Origin of the sequence: Oceanitalea stevensii, from assembly GCF_014837105.1 — a bacterium.
Taxonomy (GTDB): domain Bacteria; phylum Actinomycetota; class Actinomycetes; order Actinomycetales; family Actinomycetaceae; genus Oceanitalea; species Oceanitalea stevensii.
Map to the genome: position 1 here is coordinate 26,016 of NZ_JACSPO010000009.1, position 19,793 is coordinate 45,808.

At 74.7% G+C, this 19,793-nt stretch carries 14 protein-coding genes; 6 read left to right on the forward strand and 8 right to left on the reverse strand.

Annotated features, from left to right (window positions below; genetic code table 11):
* Positions 1 to 188: 188 nt before the first annotated feature.
* Entirely contained in the window at positions 189 to 4,274 is a 4,086-nt protein-coding gene (locus tag H9624_RS13210; protein ID WP_251840359.1) for a glycoside hydrolase family 97 N-terminal domain-containing protein, read from the forward strand.
* A gap of 101 nt (positions 4,275 to 4,375) precedes the next feature.
* A complete protein-coding gene (locus H9624_RS16965) occupies positions 4,376 to 5,650 on the forward strand; it encodes a glycosyltransferase (protein ID WP_251840360.1) in 1,275 nt (424 codons plus the stop codon).
* Positions 5,651 to 5,745: 95 nt separating this feature from the next.
* Here the strand turns inward: H9624_RS16965 and H9624_RS16970 are convergent, their stop codons facing one another.
* Genes H9624_RS16970 through H9624_RS13230 form a run of 3 tightly spaced genes read right to left on the reverse strand, consistent with a single transcriptional unit; the run spans position 5,746 to position 9,535 of the window.
* A complete protein-coding gene (locus H9624_RS16970; RefSeq protein WP_251840361.1) occupies positions 5,746 to 6,390 on the reverse strand; it encodes a pentapeptide repeat-containing protein in 645 nt (214 codons plus the stop codon).
* Positions 6,387 to 6,881, reverse strand: a complete 495-nt coding sequence (gene ybaK / locus H9624_RS13225; RefSeq protein WP_251840362.1) for a Cys-tRNA(Pro) deacylase — start codon at positions 6,879 to 6,881, stop codon at positions 6,387 to 6,389. Before ybaK ends, H9624_RS16970 begins: the two co-directional genes overlap by 4 nt.
* Complete coding sequence (locus H9624_RS13230; RefSeq protein WP_372435148.1) at positions 6,878 to 9,535, reverse strand: DEAD/DEAH box helicase; 2,658 nt, start codon at positions 9,533 to 9,535, stop codon at positions 6,878 to 6,880. The genes ybaK and H9624_RS13230 overlap by 4 nt, the downstream gene beginning before the upstream one ends.
* 136 nt (positions 9,536 to 9,671) lie before the next feature.
* On the opposite strand from H9624_RS13230, the gene H9624_RS13235 reads away from it, so the two are divergent.
* Together H9624_RS13235 and H9624_RS13240 are read left to right on the forward strand one after the other, a co-directional pair.
* Complete coding sequence (locus H9624_RS13235; RefSeq protein ID WP_251840363.1) at positions 9,672 to 11,501, forward strand: S8 family serine peptidase; 1,830 nt, start codon at positions 9,672 to 9,674, stop codon at positions 11,499 to 11,501.
* A 96-nt stretch (positions 11,502 to 11,597) separates the two neighbouring features.
* Complete coding sequence (locus H9624_RS13240; protein WP_251840364.1) at positions 11,598 to 13,055, forward strand: alanine/glycine:cation symporter family protein; 1,458 nt, start codon at positions 11,598 to 11,600, stop codon at positions 13,053 to 13,055.
* Here H9624_RS13240 and H9624_RS13245 read toward each other — a convergent pair.
* The 3 genes from H9624_RS13245 to H9624_RS13255 are packed head-to-tail and all read right to left on the reverse strand — an operon-like array spanning position 13,052 to position 14,357.
* Complete coding sequence (locus tag H9624_RS13245) at positions 13,052 to 13,453, reverse strand: VOC family protein (RefSeq protein ID WP_286011223.1); 402 nt, start codon at positions 13,451 to 13,453, stop codon at positions 13,052 to 13,054. The two genes, H9624_RS13240 and H9624_RS13245, sit on opposite strands and share 4 nt — an antisense overlap.
* The gene (locus tag H9624_RS13250) at positions 13,450 to 13,743 is read right to left on the reverse strand and encodes an ArsR/SmtB family transcription factor (protein WP_251840365.1); all 294 of its coding nucleotides are present in this window, start codon (positions 13,741 to 13,743) and stop codon (positions 13,450 to 13,452) included. The genes H9624_RS13245 and H9624_RS13250 overlap by 4 nt, the downstream gene beginning before the upstream one ends.
* A 32-nt stretch (positions 13,744 to 13,775) precedes the next feature.
* Complete coding sequence (locus H9624_RS13255; protein ID WP_251840366.1) at positions 13,776 to 14,357, reverse strand: TetR/AcrR family transcriptional regulator; 582 nt, start codon at positions 14,355 to 14,357, stop codon at positions 13,776 to 13,778.
* Between the two features lie 81 nt (positions 14,358 to 14,438).
* On the opposite strand from H9624_RS13255, the gene H9624_RS13260 reads away from it, so the two are divergent.
* The gene (locus H9624_RS13260) at positions 14,439 to 15,566 is read left to right on the forward strand and encodes an MFS transporter (protein ID WP_251840367.1); all 1,128 of its coding nucleotides are present in this window, start codon (positions 14,439 to 14,441) and stop codon (positions 15,564 to 15,566) included.
* Here the strand turns inward: H9624_RS13260 and H9624_RS13265 are convergent, their stop codons facing one another.
* The gene (locus H9624_RS13265; RefSeq protein WP_251840368.1) at positions 15,567 to 17,090 is read right to left on the reverse strand and encodes an ATP-dependent DNA ligase; all 1,524 of its coding nucleotides are present in this window, start codon (positions 17,088 to 17,090) and stop codon (positions 15,567 to 15,569) included. It abuts the gene before it with no gap.
* A 210-nt stretch (positions 17,091 to 17,300) separates the two neighbouring features.
* Here H9624_RS13265 and H9624_RS13270 point away from each other — a divergent pair, with 210 nt between their 5' ends.
* The gene (locus H9624_RS13270) at positions 17,301 to 18,011 is read left to right on the forward strand and encodes a class I SAM-dependent methyltransferase (protein ID WP_251840369.1); all 711 of its coding nucleotides are present in this window, start codon (positions 17,301 to 17,303) and stop codon (positions 18,009 to 18,011) included.
* Positions 18,012 to 18,107: 96 nt separating this feature from the next.
* Here the strand turns inward: H9624_RS13270 and H9624_RS13275 are convergent, their stop codons facing one another.
* The gene (locus tag H9624_RS13275; RefSeq protein ID WP_251840370.1) at positions 18,108 to 19,772 is read right to left on the reverse strand and encodes a bifunctional 3'-5' exonuclease/DNA polymerase; all 1,665 of its coding nucleotides are present in this window, start codon (positions 19,770 to 19,772) and stop codon (positions 18,108 to 18,110) included.
* Between the last annotated feature and the right edge of the window lie 21 nt (positions 19,773 to 19,793).

Below are 19,793 nucleotides of genomic sequence, written 5' to 3' on the forward strand. Positions count from 1 at the left end.
CACAAGCCCCCACGTTCGCACGACGTAGCGCGCGGAACGGGCGGAGACCGACGCCGGACCTTCCACTCACGTCCGATCATGCGTTGGCAATATCGAACAACCTGGGTACCGTGCGAGCCGTTGGACGGTGTCGTCCGCGTTCGGGGGCGAACCGTGAAGCAGCTGTGACTGTGGAATGGGGATCGAGGATGATCGAGTCAAGAGCACGGCACGGGCGCGCCTGGAGGGCCGCCACCGCCGTGATCGCCGCGGCGACCGTGTCGCTCGGCGCCGTGGCGCCGGCCGCGTCCGCCGCCGGCGAGGCACCGGAGCCGCTCGCCACCGAGGAGTGGAGCGTCGAGTCGCCGGGTGGCGACGTGACGTTGACGCTCGGCCTGGACGACGCCGGGGCGCTGAGCTACCACGCCGAGCACCACGGGGAGGAGGTGCTGGCCCCCGCGCCGCTCGGCGTCACGCTGACCGGAGCGGACCTCACGAGCGGGCTCGAGCTCGTCGGCCGTGAGGACCGCGTCGTGGACGAGACCTACGAGCTCCTCACCGGCAAGGCCTCCACGTCCCGCGACCACGCGACCGAGTCGACCTTCACCTTCGCGGGGGAGGGCGGCACGGAGCTCGCGCTCGTCGTGCGGGCCTACGACGACGCCGCCGCCTTCCGCTACGTCCTGCCCGGCGAGGGTGAGGCCGAGCTGACCGGCGAGGCCACCGAGCTGCGCGTGCCCGAGGGCGCGACCGGGTGGCTGCAGCCGTACCGCAACAACTACGAGGGCTTCTACGAGGAGCTCGCGGTCTCCGACGTCCCGGCCGGCCGCGAGTACGGCTTCCCGATGATGGTCGAGCAGGCCTCGGGCGGCTGGATGATGCTCTCCGAGGCCGCCGTCGACGACACCTTCGCCGTCAGCCGCGTCACCTCCGCCGGTGAGGGCCGCTTCGCCCTCACCCTGCCGGAGGACTCGGTGAGCTCGACCCTGCCCTGGCAGACCCCGTGGCGCCTGGCGATGTTCGGTGACGACGCCGCCGATGTCGTCGAGTCGACGCGCATCTTCGACCTCAACCCGCCGTCGCGGGTCGAGGACACGAGCTGGATCGAGCCCGGCCGCGTCGCGTGGTCGTGGTGGTCCAACGCGGGCAGCCCGCGGGACGAGGCGCGCCAGCGCGAGTTCGTCGACTTCGCCGGCGAGACGGGCTGGGAGTACGTGCTCGTCGACGAGGGCTGGAGCGCCGAGTGGGTGCCGCGCCTCGTCGAGTACGCCGCCGAGCGCGACGTCGAGATCCTCCTGTGGAGCCACTGGACCGGTCTGGACACCGCCGCCGAGCGCGACGAGAAGCTCGCCCTGTGGAAGTCCTGGGGCGTGGCCGGCATCAAGGTCGACTTCATGGACGCCGACACGCAGGAGCGGATGAGCTTCTACGAGACGGTCCTCGAGGAGACCGCCGAGCACGAGCTGCTCCTCAACTACCACGGCTCGACCTCCCAGCAGGGCTGGTCGCGCACGTGGCCGCACCTCATGACGATGGAGGGCGTGTGGGGCGCGGAGCAGTACTGGGGCTCCTTCCCGGCCAGCCACAACGTCGACCTCGTCTTCACCCGCAACGTCACCGGCTCCATGGACTACACGCCCGTCGTGTTCTCCACGCGCAACCGGCAGACGACGCTCGCGCACGAGCTCGCCACCGGCATCGTCTTCGAGTCGGCCCTGCAGCACCTCGCCGACTCCCCGGAGAGCTACCGCGCGAACGCCGCGGCGCTGCCGCTCCTCTCCGCGCTGCCGACGACGTGGGATCGGACGGAGCTCGTCGCCGGCCGTCCCAGCGAGTACGCCGCCCTCGCCCGCCGGTCCGGTGAGGACTGGTACCTCGGCGTCATCAGCGGCACCGCCGCGATGCGCGGCGAGGTGGCCCTCGACATGCTCGGGGAGGGCGACTACGTCGCCGACGTCTACCGCGACGGCCTCGACGACGACGGCGAGCCGGCCCTCGCCGCGACGAGCGGTCTCGTCGACGCGACCACCGTCCTGCCGCTCGGCCTCGCCGACAACGGCGGCCTCGCGGTCCGCCTGCGTCCGGCGACGGCGGAGGAGTCGGCCGAGCTGCCCGCCCTCGCCCTGCCGCCGCAGGTCGTCGTCACCGCCCCGGCGGCCGACGACGTCGTCACCGGCGGCGCCGACGTCACCCTGACGGCGGAGGCGGACGACGTCGACGGCGAGGTTGTGCGGGTGGACTTCCTCGTCGACGGCGAGACGGTCGCCTCCGTGGACGACGCCCCGTACACGGCCACGTGGACCGACCCGGGCGTGGGACTGCACTCGGTGGTCGCCGCGGCGACCGACGACGAGGGCCACGTCGGGTACTCCGGTCCCGTCTCCTTCTGGGTCGAGCCCGGCAGCGACTCCCTGTGCCTCCTCGAGGATGCCTCGGACGACTTCACCGGCGACGCCCTCGACCGGGACCGCTGGCGCGTCGAGGGCGAGGTCGCCGCGGACCTGCGCGTCGAGGACGGCGCGCTGCGCATCGACACCCGCTCCGGTGACCTCTACGCCGGTGGCGCGGCGAGCAACATCGTCCTCCAGGACATGCCCGAGGGCGGCTGGCAGGCGACGGCGCGCATCACGGCCGACCTCAACGCGGGCTTCCAGCAGGCCGGTCTGGTCATCTACGAGGGCCGCGGCAACTACGTCTCGGTGAACCTCAACGCCCGCAGCGGTACCGAGCGGCGCTTTCAGTTCGTCCGCGAGGAGAACGGCTCGCCACGCTACACCGCGGACGACTGGTTCACCGTGCCGTCGGACTTCCCCGACACCTACTCGGTGCGGCTGACGAGCGACGGCGAGACCGTGACGGCGTCCTACTCCGCCGACGGCGAGACCTTCCGGCCCTTCGGACGGCCGGCGGACATCGCCTACCTCGACGGCGCGGGGCTCGGCCTCATCGCCGTGAGCGGCGGCGGGGCGCAGCACACGACGGAGGCGGCCTTCGAGAGCTTCGAGCTCGCCGCGGACTGCCCGCCCGACGTCACCGCGCCGACCGTCTCGGCCGAGCTTGGCGGTGAGCGGGACGGCGAGGAGTACGTCGGCCCGGTGACGGTCACCGTGACGGCCGAGGACGAGGGGTCCGGCGTCGACGTCGTCGAGGTCGCCGTCGACGGCGGGGAGTGGGCCGCGTACGACGCTCCCGTCGTCGTGGACGAGCCCGGCGCGCACACGGTGAGCTACCGGGCCACCGACGTCGCCGGCAACGTGTCCGAGGCGGGGAGCGTGAGCTTCACGATCGCGGCGCCGCCGGTGGAGGTGACGCCCGCGGCGGTGACCTTCACCGACGAGGACGGCACCGAGGACGACGCCTACACGGTCCCGGCGGTCGAGGGCGTCGAGTACGTCGTCGACGGTGAGGTCGTGCCCGCCGGGAGCCACACGGGCTCGGGGACGGTCACGGTGACGGCGCGTGCGCTGGACGGCTTCGTGCTCGCCGAGGGCGCACAGGCGCGGTGGAGCCACACGTTCTCCGCCGAGGGCGGGCAGCCCGGGCCAGGCCCCGACCCGCAGCCGGACCGCCGGGGCGCGGAGTTCCACCTGTCCACCACCTGGCGCGGGGCCACGGACGTCCGCTTCCAGTACGGCCGCTTCGCCGACGAGGTGTACATCGGTGACTGGGACGGCAACGGGACCGACACGATCGCGGTGCGGCGCGCCAACGAGTTCCACGTGTCCAACGCCCAGCGCGGCGGGGAGGCCGACGTCGTGCTCCGCTACGGCCGGCCCGACGACGTCATCCTTGTCGGTGACTGGGACGGGAACGGCACCGACACCTTCACGGTCCGCCGCGGGGCGGAGTACCACGTGAAGAACTCGCTGCTCGGCGGGCAGGCGGACGCCGTGTTCACCTACGGCCGCGAGAACGACGCCGTGCTCGTCGGTGACTGGGACGGCAGCGGGACGGACACCTTCGCGGTGCGCCGGGCCGCGACGTACCACGTGAAGAACTCCCTGCGTGGCGGGGACGCCGACACGGTGTTCACCTACGGCCGGGCCGCCGACGTCACCCTCGCCGGTGACTGGGACGGCAACGGCACCGACACCCTGACGATCCAGCGTGGCCGGGTCTTCCACGTCAACAACTCCCTGCGTGGCGGGGACGCGGACCGCGTGCTGACCTTCGGTCGCGAGGGCGACGAGGTGCACGTGGGTGACTGGGACGGCAACGGGACCGACACCCTCGGCATCCGCCGGCTCGCCACGCCGGCCACCAAGGAGGTGACGGCCGCGGCCAAGTGGGGCTGACGCCGCGAGCGCCGGCAGCCCGGCTCCTCACGGGGCCAGGCTGCCGGCGCTCCGCGCGCCCGGCCCCTGTCGGCGGGGACGGGGGTGCGGGAGACTGGGCCGTGGCCTCGATCATGCTGACGGCGATGCCCTTCGCCGGGCACGCCCGTCCGGTCCGTGCCGTCGCGGGCGAGCTCGTGCGGCGCGGCCACGACGTGCGCGTGTACACCGGCCGCTCCTACACGGGGCTCTTCGAGGAGGTCGGGGCCCGCGGGGTGCCGTGGCAGGAGGCTCCCGACCTCGACGAGCGGGACCTCGCCGCCACCTTCCCCCGGCTGCGGGGGCGCAAGGGCTTCCGGCAGGTGCTCGTCAACCTCGAGGACCTCTTCCTCGGCACGGCGCCGGCGCAGGCGCGCGACCTCGAGCGGGCCCACGCCGCCGAGCCCTGGGACCTGCTCGCCGGGGACCCGATGGCCCTGGGCACCCGCTTCGCCGCCGAGCGCACCGGCTCGCGCTGGGCCACGGTCTCCCCGATCGCCGTCTGGCTCCCGGGCCCCGGCATCCCGCCCACCGGGCTCGGCCTCACGCCGGCCACCGGGCCGCTCGGACGTGTGCGCGACCTCGCGCTGGGCTCGGTCGCCGGCGCGGGCACCCGGGTGCTGACCCGGCGCTACCAGGCGGTCCGCCGGCGAGTGGGGCTGGCCGGCGACGGCGAGACCTTCGCGACGATGTGGTACTCCCCGCAGCTGGTCGTCGGCGCCGGCTCACCGGGCCTCGACTACCCCCGCAGCGACCTGCCCGGGCACATCCGCCTCGTCGGGGACCTCATGGACGACGGCGCGCCGCCCCCGCCCGGGCCGCTGCCGGAGTGGTGGGAGGACGTCACCCGCGCCACCGTGCCGGTCGTCCACGTCACCCAGGGCACCGCGAACGTCGACCCCCGCGACCTCATCCTGCCGGCGGTCGAGGCGCTGGCCGGCCGGGACGTCCTCGTCGTCGTCGGGCTCGGCCACCGCACGCCGCCGCTGCCCGGGCGCCTGCCGGCGAACGTGCGCGTCGCGCCGATGGTCCCCTACCCGCACCTGCTGCCGCTCACCGACGTCATGGTGACGAACGGTGGGTTCGGCGGGGTGCTGCAGGCGCTGCGGCACGGGGTCCCGCTCGTCGTCGCCTGTGGTGACCTCGACAAGCCGGAGATCGCCGCCCGGATCGGCTGGCACGGCGCGGGGGTCAACCTGCGGACGGGGCGTCCGCGTCCCGCCGCGGTCGCCGCGGCCTGCGACGCGGTGAGCGCCGACCCGCGGTACCGGGCGACGGCGGGCCGCCTCGGGGCTGAGCTGCGCGCGCTCGGCGGCACCCGCGCCGCCGCCGACCTCCTCGAGGGGCACTTGCGGTAGCGCGCGACGTCCGTGCGCCCCCCCTGGTGCCACCGTGCGGCCGGTCTGGCGGGCGCACGGTGAGCCCGACGGGCGCACGGTCGTGCCGACGCGGCTCAGCCGCCGAGAGTGATGCCGAGCTCGCGGGCCAGCGCGGGCAGCAGGGCGATCGCGTCCTCCTCGGCGACGCGCGCGCCGCGCAGCCCGCCGACCCCGCCGACGCCGTCGAGCCGGCAGCCGCGCAGCTGGACGTCGCGGCAGCGCAGGCCGGACAGCTGCGCGCCGGTGAGGGTGCAGTCCTCGAGGAGCACACCGTCCATGACGGTGTCGGTGAAGGTGGCCTCGGACAGGTCGCAGCCGCGCAGGACGACCCCGCGCAGCTCGGCGCCGTGCCAGCTCGTCAGCGTGCCCTGCACCCCCTCGAGCAGCACCGAGCGCAGCCGGACCCCCGCGAGGAGGGCCCCGGTCATCCGGACCTCACGCAGCGAGCAGCGCAGCAGCGAGCCGTCGCGCCACACGAGGTTGGCGAGGTCCGCGCCGTCCAGCAGGCAGTCCGCGAGCGTCACCCGCTCCCACTGGCCACCGCCCGCCCGCGCGCGGGACAGGTCGCTGTTCTCCACCTGCGCCTCGGAGAGCCCGGGCAGGACGGCGCCGGTGAGGTCGACACCGGCCGTGGTCGCGTCGTCGAGCGTGGTGACGTCGCCCGGCTCGAGGTGCGGAGGGACGTCGGGCTCGGGCACGGCGTGCCGGGGGCGCCTCACGGCCGTCCCACCCGCGCGGTCGTGGCACCGGTGAGGGTGACGAGGTCCGCCGGGGCGAGCTCGACGTCGGCACCGCGGCGGCCGGCGCTGACGAGCACGGTGTCGTGCGCCAGCGCGGACTCGTCGACGACGGTGGGGAGGTGGCGGCGCTGGCCCAGCGGGGAGATGCCCCCGACGACGTACCCGGTGGCCCGCTCCGCGGCGGCCGGCTCGGCCATGGTGGCGCGCTTGCCGCCGACGGCGGCGGCGAGGGCCTTGAGGTCGAGCTCGCCGGTGACCGGGACGACGGCGACGACGAGCGCGCCGTCCACCTCGGCGAGCAGCGTCTTGAGCACGCGCGCGGGGTCGACGCCGAGCGCCTGGGCCGCCTCCATCCCGAAGGACAGCTCGCTGCGCGGGTCGTGGACGTACTCGCGCACGGTGTGGACCACCCCGGCCTCCTGGAGGACCCGGAGTGCGGGCGTGCCGGACGGCGCGGCCCGGCGGCTCACCGCGGCCCCACCCCGAGCACCCGGACGACGGCGCCCTGCGCCGCGTCGCTCGCGTCGAGGTCGACGACGGCCCAGATGCCCCAGTCGTGCTCGCCCTGCGGGTCGTCCAGGGTCTGGCGCACGAGCCACAGGCGGCCGTCGCCCGCCAGCGCGAGGGCGGCGTCGTCATCCTCCGGCAGGCCGGCGCGGAGGAGGTCCTCCCGGGAGGGGCGCTCGTCGATCGTGACGAGCGCGGCGGCGCGGGCGGCGTTGTCGGTGCCGAGCCAGTCGTAGTCCTGCCAGTACGGGTCCATCGCCTGCGCCCAGCGCTCCGCGTCCCAGCCGTCGGCGCCGTGCATGGCGCCGAGCGGCTCGTAGTGCTCGCGGGCGAGGAGCTCCACGCGCGTGAACAGCGCCTTGCGGATGGTGACCCGGAAGCCGTGGCGGTTGCGGGTGAAGGCGACCGGCTCGCCGTCCTCGCCCTCCCCGAAGCGGCGCTCGACGCCGTCGGCGGAGTCGGCCGGCGCGGTGGGCTCGCCGGCGCCCATGAGGGACTCCCACTCGTCGAGGAGGCTGGAGTCGACCGAGCGGATGTGGTCCCCGAGCCAGCCGATGATCTCCTCGACCTCCTCGGTGCGGGCGCGCTCGGGCACGACCTGGCGCAGCGCCCGGTAGGCGTCGGTGAGGTAGCGCAGGACCACGCCCTCGCTGCGCCCGACGTCGTAGCGGGAGACGAGCTCGGAGAAGGTCATCGCGTTCTCGACCATCTCGCGCACCACGGACTTCGGCTTGAGCTCCTGGTCCCCGACCCACGGGTTGGTCTGGCGGTAGGTGGCGAGCGCCGGCTCGAGCATCTCGGCGAGGGGGCGCGGCCAGGTGATCTCCTCCAGCGCCTCCATCCGCTCCTCGTACTCCATGCCCTCGGCCTTCATCGCCCCGATGGCCTCGCCGCGCGCGTGGCGCTGCTGGCCGTACAGGAGCGGGCGCGGGTCCTCGAGGGTGGCCTCGATGACGGAGACGACGTCGAGGGCGAAGTCGGGGGAGTCCTCGTCGAGGAGGTCGATGGCGGCCAGCGCGAAGGGGGACAGCGGGGCGTTGAGGGCGAACTCGCGCGGCAGGTCCACGGTGAGGTGGACGTAGGGCTCGCCGGGGTGGGCGCGGCGCCAGGCGGCGTCGCGGTGCTCGACGACGCCCGCGGTGCGCAGCGAGCGATAGATCTCCGCGGCGCGGCGCAGGTGGGCGTTCCAGGTGGTGGGCGGCTCGTGGTTGTCGGTGAGCAGCCGGTACATCGCCGTGACGGGGTCGCCCGGGCGGGCGAGCACCGAGAGCACCATCGTGTGGGTGACGGAGAACTGGCTGGTCAGCGGCTCCGGCTCGGCGTCACGGAGGCGCTCGAAGGTCTTGTCGGTCCAGTTGACGACGCCGGACGGGGCCTTCTTGCGGACGATCTTGCGGCGCTTCTTCTCGTCGTCCCCGGCCTTGGCCAGCGCCTTGGCGTTCTCGATGACGTGCTCGGGGGCCTGGACGACGACCTCGCCGGTGGTGTCGTAGCCGGCCCGCCCGGCACGACCGGCGATCTGGTGGAACTCCCGGGCCGTGAGGTGGCGGGAGCGCTCGCCGTCGAACTTCGTGAGCGAGGTGAGGACGACGGTGCGGATCGGCACGTTGATCCCCACCCCGAGGGTGTCGGTGCCGCAGACGACGGCGAGCAGGCCGGACTGGGTGAGCCGCTCGACGAGCCGCCGGTAGCGCGGGAGCATGCCGGCGTGGTGGACGCCGATGCCCAGGCGCAGGAGCCGCGACAGGGTCTGGCCGAAGCCCTTGGCGAAGCGGAAGTCGCCGATCGCCGTCGCGATCTGGTCGCGGCGCTCGCGGGAGGCGACGGTGACGGAGGTGAGCGACTGGGCCCGCTCGACGGCGTCCTTCTGCGCGAAGTGGACGACGTAGACGGGGGAGCGGCCCTGCTCGACGAGCCGCTGGAGGAGGTCCTGGATCGGCTCGAGGGAGTAGTCGAAGGTGAGCGGGACGGGACGCTCGGCGCCCGAGACGACGGCCACCTCGCGGCCCGTGCGCCGGGTGAGGTCCCGCTCGAAGAAGGAGACGTCACCGAGCGTGCCGGACATGAGGACGAACTGGGTGTTCGTCAGCTCGAGCAGGGGCACCTGCCAGGCCCAGCCGCGCTGGGGGTCGGCGTAGAAGTGGAACTCGTCCATGACGACGACGCCCACGTCCAGCCCGGCGCCCTCGCGCAGCGCCTGGTTGGCGAGGATCTCCGCGGTGCAGCAGATGATCGGCGCCTCGGGGTTGATCGCGGAGTCCCCGGTGACCATGCCGACGTTGTGCGAGCCGAAGAGCGCGACGAGGTCGAAGAACTTCTCCGAGACGAGCGCCTTGAGCGGGGCGGTGTAGTACGTGCGCTCGCCGCGGGCCAGGGCGACGGTGTGCGCGGCGAGCGCGATCATCGTCTTCCCCGAGCCGGTGGGGGTGGAGACGATGACGTGGGAGCCGGTGGTGATCTCGAGCAGCGCCTCCTCCTGGTGGGGGTAGAGCGCGCGCCCGGTGCCCTCCGCCCAGGTGGTGAAGCCCTCGTAGAGCGCGTCGGCGTCGAGCGCGCCGTCGGCGGCCGCCTCGTCCTCGAGGCGGTCCAGCAGGGCGTTGAGCTCGTGGGTGGTCACGCCGCCAGTCTCGCAGAGGGCGACGACACGCCACCCCTCCCGCCGGGAGCCGGGTCCCGCCCGCGGCCTCACCGGCGGCGGTTGTCGGTGGTCGCTCCTACGCTCGGGAACGAGGCACCGACCTGAGGGGGCAGCCATGGCGACGATGACCGGTCGCGACTTCCCGGAGCGCGTCTACGCGCTCTGCCAGCCAGGCGGGGCACCGGCCTCGCTCTTCGCGCCGGGGCAGGTGGTGACGGCCCGGACGGTGGAGCGGTTCTACGCCTCCGAGGAGGACGTCGCGCGCACCGCCGCGGCGCTGACGGAGGCCGGCTTCGAGGTGCTCCACACCTCCCGGCTCCTCGTCAACGTCGCCGGTCCGCCGGAGCTCTTCGAGGAGGTCTTCGGGCGGCGGCTCCACACGGAGGAGCGGGAGGTCGTCAAGCCGGGGTCCGTGCGGGGCACGGGCACCTTCATCGACTCCGAGGGCGGCGCGGTCCCCGGCCTGCTGGAGACGGCGGGCTCCGCGCTCGCCGACGTCGTCGCGGCCGTGGCGATCGAGGAGCCGTACTACCCGGCGTCCGTGCTGCCCGGGCCGGTGCCGTCGGCCGACCCGCCGGCGGCGGACTACTGGCACCTCACGCTGCCGGACCAGCTCGCCACCGCGCTGCGGGCCGACGGGCCGCACCGCGACGGCGTGACCGGTGCGGGCGTGCGGGTGGCGATGGTGGACACCGGCTTCCAGTCCCACCCCTTCTTCACCTCCCGCGGCTACCGGGTGGAGCCCACGGTCCTGGGCCCCGGCACGGCCGACCCGGAGGTCGACGAGAACGGGCACGGCACCGGCGAGGCGGCGAACGTCTTCGCCGCCGCCCCGGACGTCACGCTGCTGCCGGTCAAGGCGGCCACGGCCTCCGGCGCGCTCGTCAACGTCACGGCCGCGTTCACGGCCGCGGTGGCCCTGCGGCCGGACGTCGTGACGAACAGCTGGGGCTCCGACCAGCCCGGCCTGCCGCTCAGCGCCGCGAACCAGGCGCTGGCGGCGGCGGTCGCGGCGGCGGTGGCCGACGGCGTCGTCGTCGTCTTCTCCGCGGGCAACGGCTCCTGGGGCTTCCCCGGGCAGCACCCCGACGTCATCTCCGCCGGCGGCGTCTACCAGGGCCCCGGCGGCGAGCTGCGCGCCTCCGACTACTCCAGCGGCTTCGTCTCCCGTGTCTACCCGGGCCGGCGGGTGCCGGACGTCAGCGGACTGGTCGGCCTGCTCCCCGCGGCGATGTACCTCATGCTCCCCGTGCCGCCGGGCTGCGCCATCGACCGCGACCTCGCCGGCGGCACCCACCCCGAGGGCGACGAGACGGGGCCCGACGACGGGTGGGCGGCCTTCAGCGGCACCTCCGCGGCCGCCCCGCAGCTCGCCGGGGTGTGCGCACTGCTCGCCCAGGCGGCACCCGGGACCGCGCCGGACCGGGTGCGGGAGGTGCTCGCCGCGACGGCGCGCGACGTCACCGCCGGGACCAACCACCCCGAGTTCGGGGAGCCCGCCGGGCCGGGACCGGACCTCGCCACCGGGCCCGGGCTCGTGGACGCCGCCGCGGCGCTCGCCGCGCTGGGGGAGGGCTCCGGGACCGGCGGGACGGCTGTGGCGCTCGTCATGCTCCGGTCGCCGTCGGGTGAGGAGCCGGCCTCGTTCCGCGCGGCGACGAGCAGCGAGTGGGTGCCCGCTGCCGGCACCGTCCGGGAGGTGGCTGCGGCGCTGCGGCGGGTCGGGTTCACGGTCGGCCCGGCCTCGGGCCCCACCCTGTCGATCGCCGCGCCGCCGGCCGTGTTCGCGCGGGTCTTCGCCACCGAGCCGGTGCGCGCGGACGACGGCGGGTGGACCAGCGGGCGGGGTGACTCGCTGCCGCTCGACACGCTGCCCGAGCAGCTGAGGGAGGTGGTGCGCGCCGTCGTCCTCGAGCGGCCGGCCGAGCTCCACACCGGCCCGTGAGCGGGCGGTGCCCCCGCGCGCCGTCGTCCGCGACGAGGAGTAACGTGCGCGCGTCGCATCGCCCGCCCGGGTGACCATCGCCGTCGGGAGTGGAACGTGGACTCGCTCAACAGCGTGCTGGGAGACGTCAGCAACGGCCTGTACACCTACGTGCTCGTCGCGCTGCTCGTCGGGGCCGGCATCTACTTCACCGTCCGCACCCGGGCGGTCCAGGTCCGGCTCTTCCCGCGGATGATCGCCGTCATCGCCCGGTCGCGCGGCGAGAGCCACGGCGGCATCAGCTCCTTCCAGGCCTTCGCCATCGGGCTCAGCTCGCGGGTGGGCACCGGCAACATCGCCGGTGTCGCCATCGCGCTCGCCCTCGGCGGGCCCGGCGCGATCTTCTGGATGTGGATGGTCGCGCTCGTCGGCATGGCCACGGCCTTCATCGAGGCGACGCTCGCCCAGATGTACAAGGTGCGCTGGCGTGACGGGACCTTCCGCGGCGGGCCGGCGTTCTACATCCAGCAGGGCCTGGGCTCGCGCGGCTGGGGCGCGGTCTTCGCCGTCCTGCTCATCTTCGTCTTCGGCTTCGCCTTCGAGATGGTCCAGGCCAACACGATCGCGGCCACCCTCGACTCGGGCCACGGCGTGCCGGCGTGGGTCTCCGCTCTTCTCCTCGTCCTGCTCACCGCGCCCGTCGTCTTCGGCGGGATCCGGGCGGTGGCACGGGTCGCCGAGCTCCTCGCGCCCCTCATGGCCGCCGTCTACGTCCTCGTCGCGCTCGCCGTCATCGTCCTCAACATCGGGGCGCTGCCCGAGGCGTTCGGGATGATCGTGCGGGGCGCCTTCGGGCTGGACGAGGCGCTCGCCGGCACCGGCGGCGGGCTGCTCGCGGCCGTCCTCAACGGTGCGCGGCGCGGCCTGTTCTCCAACGAGGCCGGCATGGGCTCGGACCCGAACGCGGCAGCGACCGCCACGGTCCGCCACCCGGCGCAGCAGGGGCTCATCCAGTCCCTCGGGGTCTTCGTCGACACGATCGTCGTGTGCTCGGCGACCGCCTTCATCGTGCTGCTCGCCGGCCCGTCCATCTACACGCCCGGCGAGACGACCGAGGACCAGGGCGCCGCGCTCACCCAGTCGGCCGCCGCGGCGTCGCTCGGGGACTGGGGGACGCTGCCGATGACCATCCTCATCTTCGTCTTCGCGTTCTCCTCGATCCTCGGCAACTTCTCCTACGCGGAGGTCAACGTCGACTTCCTCGCCCGCCGCCGGTGGGCGCCGATCGCGCTGCGCACGCTCGTCACCCTCGCCGTGCTCGTCGGCGCGCTCGCCGAGCTCGCCCTCGTGTGGACGGTGGCGGACATCGCCATGGGGCTCATGGCGATCGTCAACCTCGTCGCGATCCTCCACCTCGGGAAGTGGGCGCTCGGCGCGCTGCGGGACTTCGAGCAGTCCCGCAGCGGCAGGGCGCGGGTCTTCCTCGGCCGGGGCAACCCGCTGCTGCCCGGCGACCTGCCGGGCGACGTGTGGGTCTCGCGCGAGGAGGTCCCGACGGCGGACCGGGCGAGCTAGCCCTCGGCGGGCTTCATCATGGCGAGCTGGATGAGGTTGCCGCACGTGTCGTCGAGGACGGCGACGACGACCGGCCCGTAGTCCGTCGCCTCCTGGGTGAACTGCACCCCGAGGGCCTTGAGGCGCTCGACCTCGGCGTGGACGTCGTCGACGGCGAACTGGGTCCAGGGGATGCCGTCGGCGACGAGCGCCTCCTTGAAGACCTTCGACGCCGGGTGGCCGTCCGGCTCGAGCAGCACCTCCACGCCGTCGGGGTCGGCGGGGGAGACGACCGTCAGCCAACGGGCCTCACCCGCGGGGACGTCGGTCTTCTTCGTGAAGCCGAGCTTCTCGGTGTAGAACTCCAGGGCCTTGGCCTGGTCATCGACCAGCACGCTGGTCACGGTCACGCGGATCATGGGACGGGTTCCTCTCGGGTGGGCCAGCGCTCGGCGATCGAGCGCAGCGGCCGGGTGTCGATGTGGTGGAACTTGTACCGGCCCTCCCGCCGGGTACGGAGCAGGCCCGCGTCCTCCAGCACCGCGAGGTGCTGGGAGATGGCCTGCCGCGAGGAGGTCGAGCCGTGCTTCATGGCCAGCCGGCTGCAGATCTCGAAGAGGGTCTGCCCGTCACGCTCGGTCAGCTCGTCGAGGATCGTCCGCCGGGTGGCGTCGCTGAGTGCCCTGAACAGGACGGCGTCGTCGTCCACCCCTCCTTTATAGGCAAGTGACTACTTGCGTGTCAAGACCTTTCGGCGGCACTGCGGTGCGCCTCCACCGCCGACTCGGCCAGCCGGCGGCCGACGACGACGGCGGAGGCCGGGGCGCCGCGGAGGAAGCTCGCGAGGGTCCCGTTGTAGACGAGCAGGACCTCGTCGGCCAGCTCCTGTGCCGTCGCGCCGGCGATCGGGCCGGCGAGGTGGAGGAGGCGCTCGGCGAGCAGGGCGGTGTCGGCCGCGACGGCGTCGGCGATCTCCCCCTCCTGCGCGGTGTGCTCGGCGGCGGTCGCGAGGAAGGCGCACCAGCGGGTCGTGCGGTCCTCGCGGTAGGCCGCGAGGGCGTCGAAGAGTGCCAGCAGCCGCGACGTGTCGTCGCCCGCCGCGAGGACGTGCGCGTCCCACACCCGCTGCCAGTCCGCGAGGCGCCGGCGCAGCGCCTGCGCGACGAGCGCGTCCTTGCTGCCGAAGTGGGCGTACATCGTGGCGGGCGAGACCTCGGCCTGGCGGAGCAGCTCGTCGACGGGGGTGGCGCGGATGCCGCTGCTGAACAGGACGGACTCCGCGGCGTCGAGGAGGCGGTCGCGGGCGGACGGGCGAGTGGGCATGGTCCTACCGTAACGACCGTTCCGCACGAACGGCAGTTTCGGCATACCGTAACGAGCGTTACGATTCGAGGAGGTGCACGAATGGCACGTGTGGTGCTCAGCGGCATGGCTCTCATCGCGGCGACGTACGGGCTCGCGCGCTTCGGGTACGGGCTCTTCCTCCCGCGGCTCGAGGAGGCCTTCACCCTCGGTCCGGCCGTGTCCGGGACGGTCCAGGCCGGCAGCTTCCTCGCGTACTGCCTGTGCGCGCTGACCGCGTCGCGGATGGGGAGCCGGCCACGCGCCGTCGTGGCGTGGGCGGGCGTCACGGCGTGCGTCGGGAGTCTCGGTGTCGCGCTCGCGCCGAGCGCCGTGATCCTCGCGCTCAGCGTCGTCGTCGCGGGTGCGGGCGCCGGGTTCGCGACGCCGGGTCTCGTCTCGGTGGTCGAGCGCAACGTGGCCCCGGAGCGGCAGGAGACCGCGCAGACGATCGTCAACGCCGGCACCGGGGCCGGGATCGTCCTCGCCGGTGGGATGGCGCTCGTCGCGGGGAGCCAGTGGCGCCTCGCCTGGGTGGCCATCGCTGCCGTCTCGGCGGTCGCGACGGTCGCCAGCCTCCGCGCCGACCGGGCCGGGGGCGGTGAGCGGAAGCGCTCGTCGGGCGTTGCCCGGGGCGAGCTCGGCCAGCTCGCGAGGCCGCTCTCGGCCGCGGTTCTGGCGGGGTGCTCGAGTGCCGCGGTGTGGACCTTCGGCCGGTCCCTCATGGCCGGGTCGGCCTCCGACGGCGGGTCGATCGCCGCGTGGATGGTGCTCGGCGCGTGCGGCGTGCTCGGCGCGGTCGCCGGCCCGCTCGTCCAGACCTGGGACCTGCGCACCGCCTGGGCCCTCACGTGCGGGGCGATGGCGGCCGCGACGGTGACCCTCGGGCTGGTGCCGTCCGGCGTGCCCGCCGTCGTCGCCGTCGGGGTCTTCGGGGCGACCTACACCGCGATGTCCGGGGTCCTCATCGTGTGGGCCGTCCGCGTCCTGCCGCGGTCCTCCGCCGCCGGGACGGTCGTGCTGTTCATCGCGCTGGCGCTCGGCCAGGCCGCGGGGTCGGTGCTCGTCGGGGCGCTGCTCGGCGCCACCTCGGCGGCCGTTGCCTTCTCGGTCGCCGGTGCTGTCGGCGTGGTCGCGACCCTCGTCGTCGTCATGCAGCGGGAGCGACGGACCGCGGCGGCGGTGGGCTGATCAGGGGCCCAGCGTGCGCACGGTGTCGAGGGTGTCGGCCTCGGCGGGTGTCTTGTCGTCGCGGTAGCGCAGCACGCGCGCGAAGCGCAGCGCGACTCCCCCCGGGTAGCGGGGGGAGCGCTGCACGCCGTCGATGGCGATCTCGACGACCTGCTCGGGCCGGACGTGGACGACGTGCCCGTCGCGGTGCGTCTCGAGCTCGAGGAAGCGCTCGGTCTGCCAGGCGAGCATCTCGTCGGTCATGCCCTTGAAGGTCTTGCCGAGCATGACGAAGCCGTCGCCGTCGCGGGCGCCGAGGTGGATGTTGGACAGCGTGCCCTGGCGCCGCCCGCTGCCCCACTCGACGGCGAGCACGACGAGGTCGAGGGTGTGGCGCGGCTTGACCTTGACCCACGCGGCGCCGCGGCGGCCGGCGTCGTAGGGGGCGGTGAGGTCCTTGAGGACGAGGCCCTCGTGGCCGAGCTCGAGGATCTCGCGGAAGAAGGCGTCGAGCTCGGCCTGGTCCGCGGTGACCCGGCGCGGGACGAGCGCCGAGGCGGGTACGACCTCCTCCAGTGCGGCGAGGCGCTCCCGGGCGGGCGCGGTGACGAGCGTGGTCCCGTTACGGTGGAGGAGGTCGAAGAAGAAGACGGTGAGCGGGGTGGTGCCGGCGGCGCCGTCGTGGCTCCCGGTGCGCGAGGCCGTCTCCTGGAAGGGGCGGGGCCGGCCGGACGGGCCCAGGGCGATCGCCTCGCCGTCGAGGATGAGCTCCTCGGCGGGCAGCGCGCGCACGACGTCGACGATCTCCGGCACCCGCTCGGTGATGTCGTCCAGCGAGCGGGTGAAGACGGCGACCTCGTCACCGGCCTTGTGGACCTGGACCCGGATCCCGTCGATCTTGCCGTCGGCGGCGACGGGGGTGCCGCCGTCGTCGTCGCGGAGCTTGGCGAGCGCGGCGGTGAGGTCGGGGGCGGGCGAGGCAAGCATGGGGCGGACGGGCTGGAGCACCGCCGGGCGGAAGTCCTCGAGCGCGTCGACGCCGCCGGTGAGCGCCGCGCGGGCGACCGGTCCGGTGAACGCGCTGAACATCGCGGCACGGCGGACGGCGGTGACCGGTACGGCGGTGGCGTCGGCGATCGCCTCGATGAGGAGGGAGTCGAGCGCGCCCTGGCGCACCTCGCCGAGGATGAGGGCGCGCAGGAAGAGCTGCTCGGGCTCGGTGAGCGCGCCGAAGAGGGTCGCGACGGCGGTGGCGCGCCCGGCCTGGGAGCCGGTGCCGGCCAGGGCGGAGACCGCCTCGAGCTGCGCGTCGACGTCGGTGGGCGTGAGCGAGGGGGCCGGTGCGGGCTCCGGAAGCTGGGCGAGGCTGCGCCACCCGACGCCGGTGCGGCGCTGACGCACGCGGCCGGAGAGGTAGGTGGCGACGACGTCGATCTCGTCCCCCTCGGCCTCCCGCAGCGTCGCCGCGAGAAGAGCACGCTTCTCCAGGCGGGAGCGCGTGGCGGCGACGGCCGTGGAGGTCTCGGCGAGGCGCGCGAAGAGCATGCGCCGAGTGTGGCAGCGCGGCCGGGCTGCCGCGCGGTGTCCGTGGGCAGGCCTCGGCCGGGTGCGCCGGAGCTGCGCACAGGTCCAGCGGCCAGGGGCGTGGGCGTCACCTGTCCCGGCGGGTCGTCCGCGTGTCGCCGACCTGTGCGCAGGACTCGAGCACCTAGCGTGCGGTGTTCGCCTCGCACGGCCGTCCACCGAAGGAGACCCATGAAGGCTGCCCAGTACGACGCTTTCGCCGCCCGGTACGACGCCGAGAACGCGTCGAGCATGCTCAACGCGCACTACGAGCGGCCGGCGATGCTGTCGCTGGCGGGCGAGGTGCGCGGCCGCCGGGTCCTCGACGCCGGGTGCGGCTCGGGTCCGCTGGCCGCCGAGCTGCTCCGGCGGGGCGCCGTCGTCACCGGCCTGGACGCGAGCCCCGCGATGGTCGAGCTCGCCCGGCGGCGCCTCGGCGACGACGTGCCCCTCCATGTCGGGGACCTCGCCGAGCCGCTGCCCTTCGCGGACGACAGCTTCGACGACGTCGTGGCCTCCCTCGTCCTGCACTACCTCGAGGACTGGAGCGCGCCGCTGGCCGAGCTCAGGCGGGTGCTGCGGCCTGGCGGCCGGCTCCTCCTGTCGGTCAACCACCCCAACGTCCGCGTCTTCAACTTCCCGCAGGAGGACTACTTCGCCACGCGGGAGTACGTCGAGACGCTCGAGCTCGACGGCCAGCCGACCGAGGTGACGTTCTGGCACCGCCCGCTGCGCGCGATGACCCGGGCGTTCACCGACGCGGGCTTCACCATCTCGCTCGTCGAGGAGCCGGAGCCGTCGCCGGACACGCCGCCCGAGCTCCTCCCGCCGCGCATCGTCAGCGGGGAGCGCAGCGCCTTCCTGTGCTTCCTCTTCTTCGTGCTCGAGGCGCCGGCACTCTAGACCCGGTCCTCCTGCCGGCGGGAGGAGGTGGGCGGAATCCAGCTGTCGGCGCTGGGGGTGGGCCCTGCGCCGGGGTGGGACCTGCGCCGGGGGCTGTCACTCGGCGTCGGCGTAGGTGTCGACGACGGAGACGTCGAGGGGGAAGTCGACGGGGAAGTCACCGAAGAGGAGCCGGCCGGCGCCGGCGGCGGACTCGCGGACCGCCGTCGCGACGTCGTCGGCCAGGACCGCGGGGGTGTGGACGATGACCTCGTCGTGGAGGAAGAAGACGAGGTGCGGGCTGTGGCCCGCGCCGCCGGCGCCGCCCATCACCCGCAGGCGGGCGCGCAGGTCCGCGAGCCAGCACAGCGCCCACTCCGCGGCGGTGCCCTGGACGACGAAGTTGCGGGTGAAGCGGCCCCAGTCGCGAGCCAGACGGCGCGCGCGCCGGCGGTCGTCGTCGGTCGCCTCGCCCTCGTGCTGCCGGTCCTGCACGGCCTTCCACGCGGGCGGGGGAGCGGGGGAGGTGCGGCCCAGCCAGGTGCGGACGGTGCCGCCCACCTCCCCGCGCATCGCGGCGCCCTCGACGACGGCGGTGGCGCGCGGGAAGGCGCGCAGCAGGCGGGGCGCGAGGTCCCCGGCCGCCCCGGTGGTCGCGCCGTACAGCGCGCCGAGCATGGCGACCTTCGCGTGCGCGCGGGTGTCGATGACGCCCTGGTCGACGAGCCCCTGGTACAGGTCCCCGCCGCGCGCGGCCCGCGCCATCGCCTCGTCGCGGGCCATTGCGGCGAGCACGCGCGGCTCGAGCTGGGCGACGTCGGCGACGACGAGCGTCCAGCCCGGGTCCGCGACGACGGCGCCGCGCACCTGCTTGGGCAGCTGGAGCGCCCCGCCGCCGCGGGTGGCCCACCGGCCGGTGACGACGCCGCCGGGGACGTAGTCGGGGTGGAAGCGCTCGCGGCCCGCGCCGGGCGGACCGGGACGCACCCACTCGTCGGCCCAGACCCAGCCGTTGGCGCTGTGGAGGCGGGACAGCTTCTTGTACTCGAGGAGCGGCGGGACGACGGGGTGGTCGACCTGCTCGAGCTCCCACTTGCGGGTGGTCTGCACGGAGATCCCCGCGCTGTGCAGCGCGCGCAGCAGCGCCTGCCCGGAGTCCGGGTTGAGCCTCGGTGCGTCGAGCGCGCGGCGGACGTCCTCGGCCAGCGCCTCGAGCACCGGCGGCCGCGCGCCGAGCGGCGGGCGCGGGCCGAGCACCTCGGTGAGCAGGTGGTCGTGGGCGGCGCGGTCCCACGGCAGGCCGTCGTGGCGCATCTCCGCGGCGAGCAGCGCCCCGGCGGACTCCGCCGCGAGCAGGGTGGCGAGCCGCCCCGGCTCGCGGCTCGCCGTCACGGCCTCCCGCTGGCGCAGCCGCTCGGCGAGCACCTCGTCGGCGGGCAGGGTGAGGGACTCGAAGAGGGTAGGTGGGGCGTCGGGCCGGTCCTCCGGCTCCTCGACGTCGTCCCACAGGTCCGACGGCGGTGGCGCGTCGACCGCGCGGCGCTGGATGGTGCGGCACAGGCGCAGGTCGAAGCAGCGCTCCACCCGCACGCCGGCGCGCAGCAGCCGGGCGTAGATGGTCGCGGTGTCGGCCCACACCCAGCGCGGGCGCGAGGCGGCCTCGAGCTCCGCCACCCGGGCGGCCAGCGCGTCGGCGGGCACGACGGACGCGGCCGGGGCGGCGCCGTCGTCGAGGACGGTGAGCCGGACCCCGCCGGTCTCCTCGGCCACGACGATCTCCACGCACCGAGCCTACGGCGGCGC

What these genes read in the sequence shown, in the direction of transcription:
- H9624_RS13210 (WP_251840359.1), top strand. Translation starts at nt 189, where the DNA reads ATGATCGAGTCAAGAGCACGGCACGGGCGCGCCTGGAGGGCCGCCACC.
- H9624_RS13235 (WP_251840363.1), top strand. Translation starts at nt 9,672, where the DNA reads ATGGCGACGATGACCGGTCGCGACTTCCCGGAGCGCGTCTACGCGCTC.
- H9624_RS13245 (WP_286011223.1), bottom strand. Translation starts at nt 13,453, where the DNA reads ATGATCCGCGTGACCGTGACCAGCGTGCTGGTCGATGACCAGGCCAAG.
- H9624_RS13255 (WP_251840366.1), bottom strand. Translation starts at nt 14,357, where the DNA reads ATGCCCACTCGCCCGTCCGCCCGCGACCGCCTCCTCGACGCCGCGGAG.
- H9624_RS13260 (WP_251840367.1), top strand. Translation starts at nt 14,439, where the DNA reads ATGGCACGTGTGGTGCTCAGCGGCATGGCTCTCATCGCGGCGACGTAC.
- H9624_RS13265 (WP_251840368.1), bottom strand. Translation starts at nt 17,090, where the DNA reads ATGCTCTTCGCGCGCCTCGCCGAGACCTCCACGGCCGTCGCCGCCACG.
- H9624_RS13270 (WP_251840369.1), top strand. Translation starts at nt 17,301, where the DNA reads ATGAAGGCTGCCCAGTACGACGCTTTCGCCGCCCGGTACGACGCCGAG.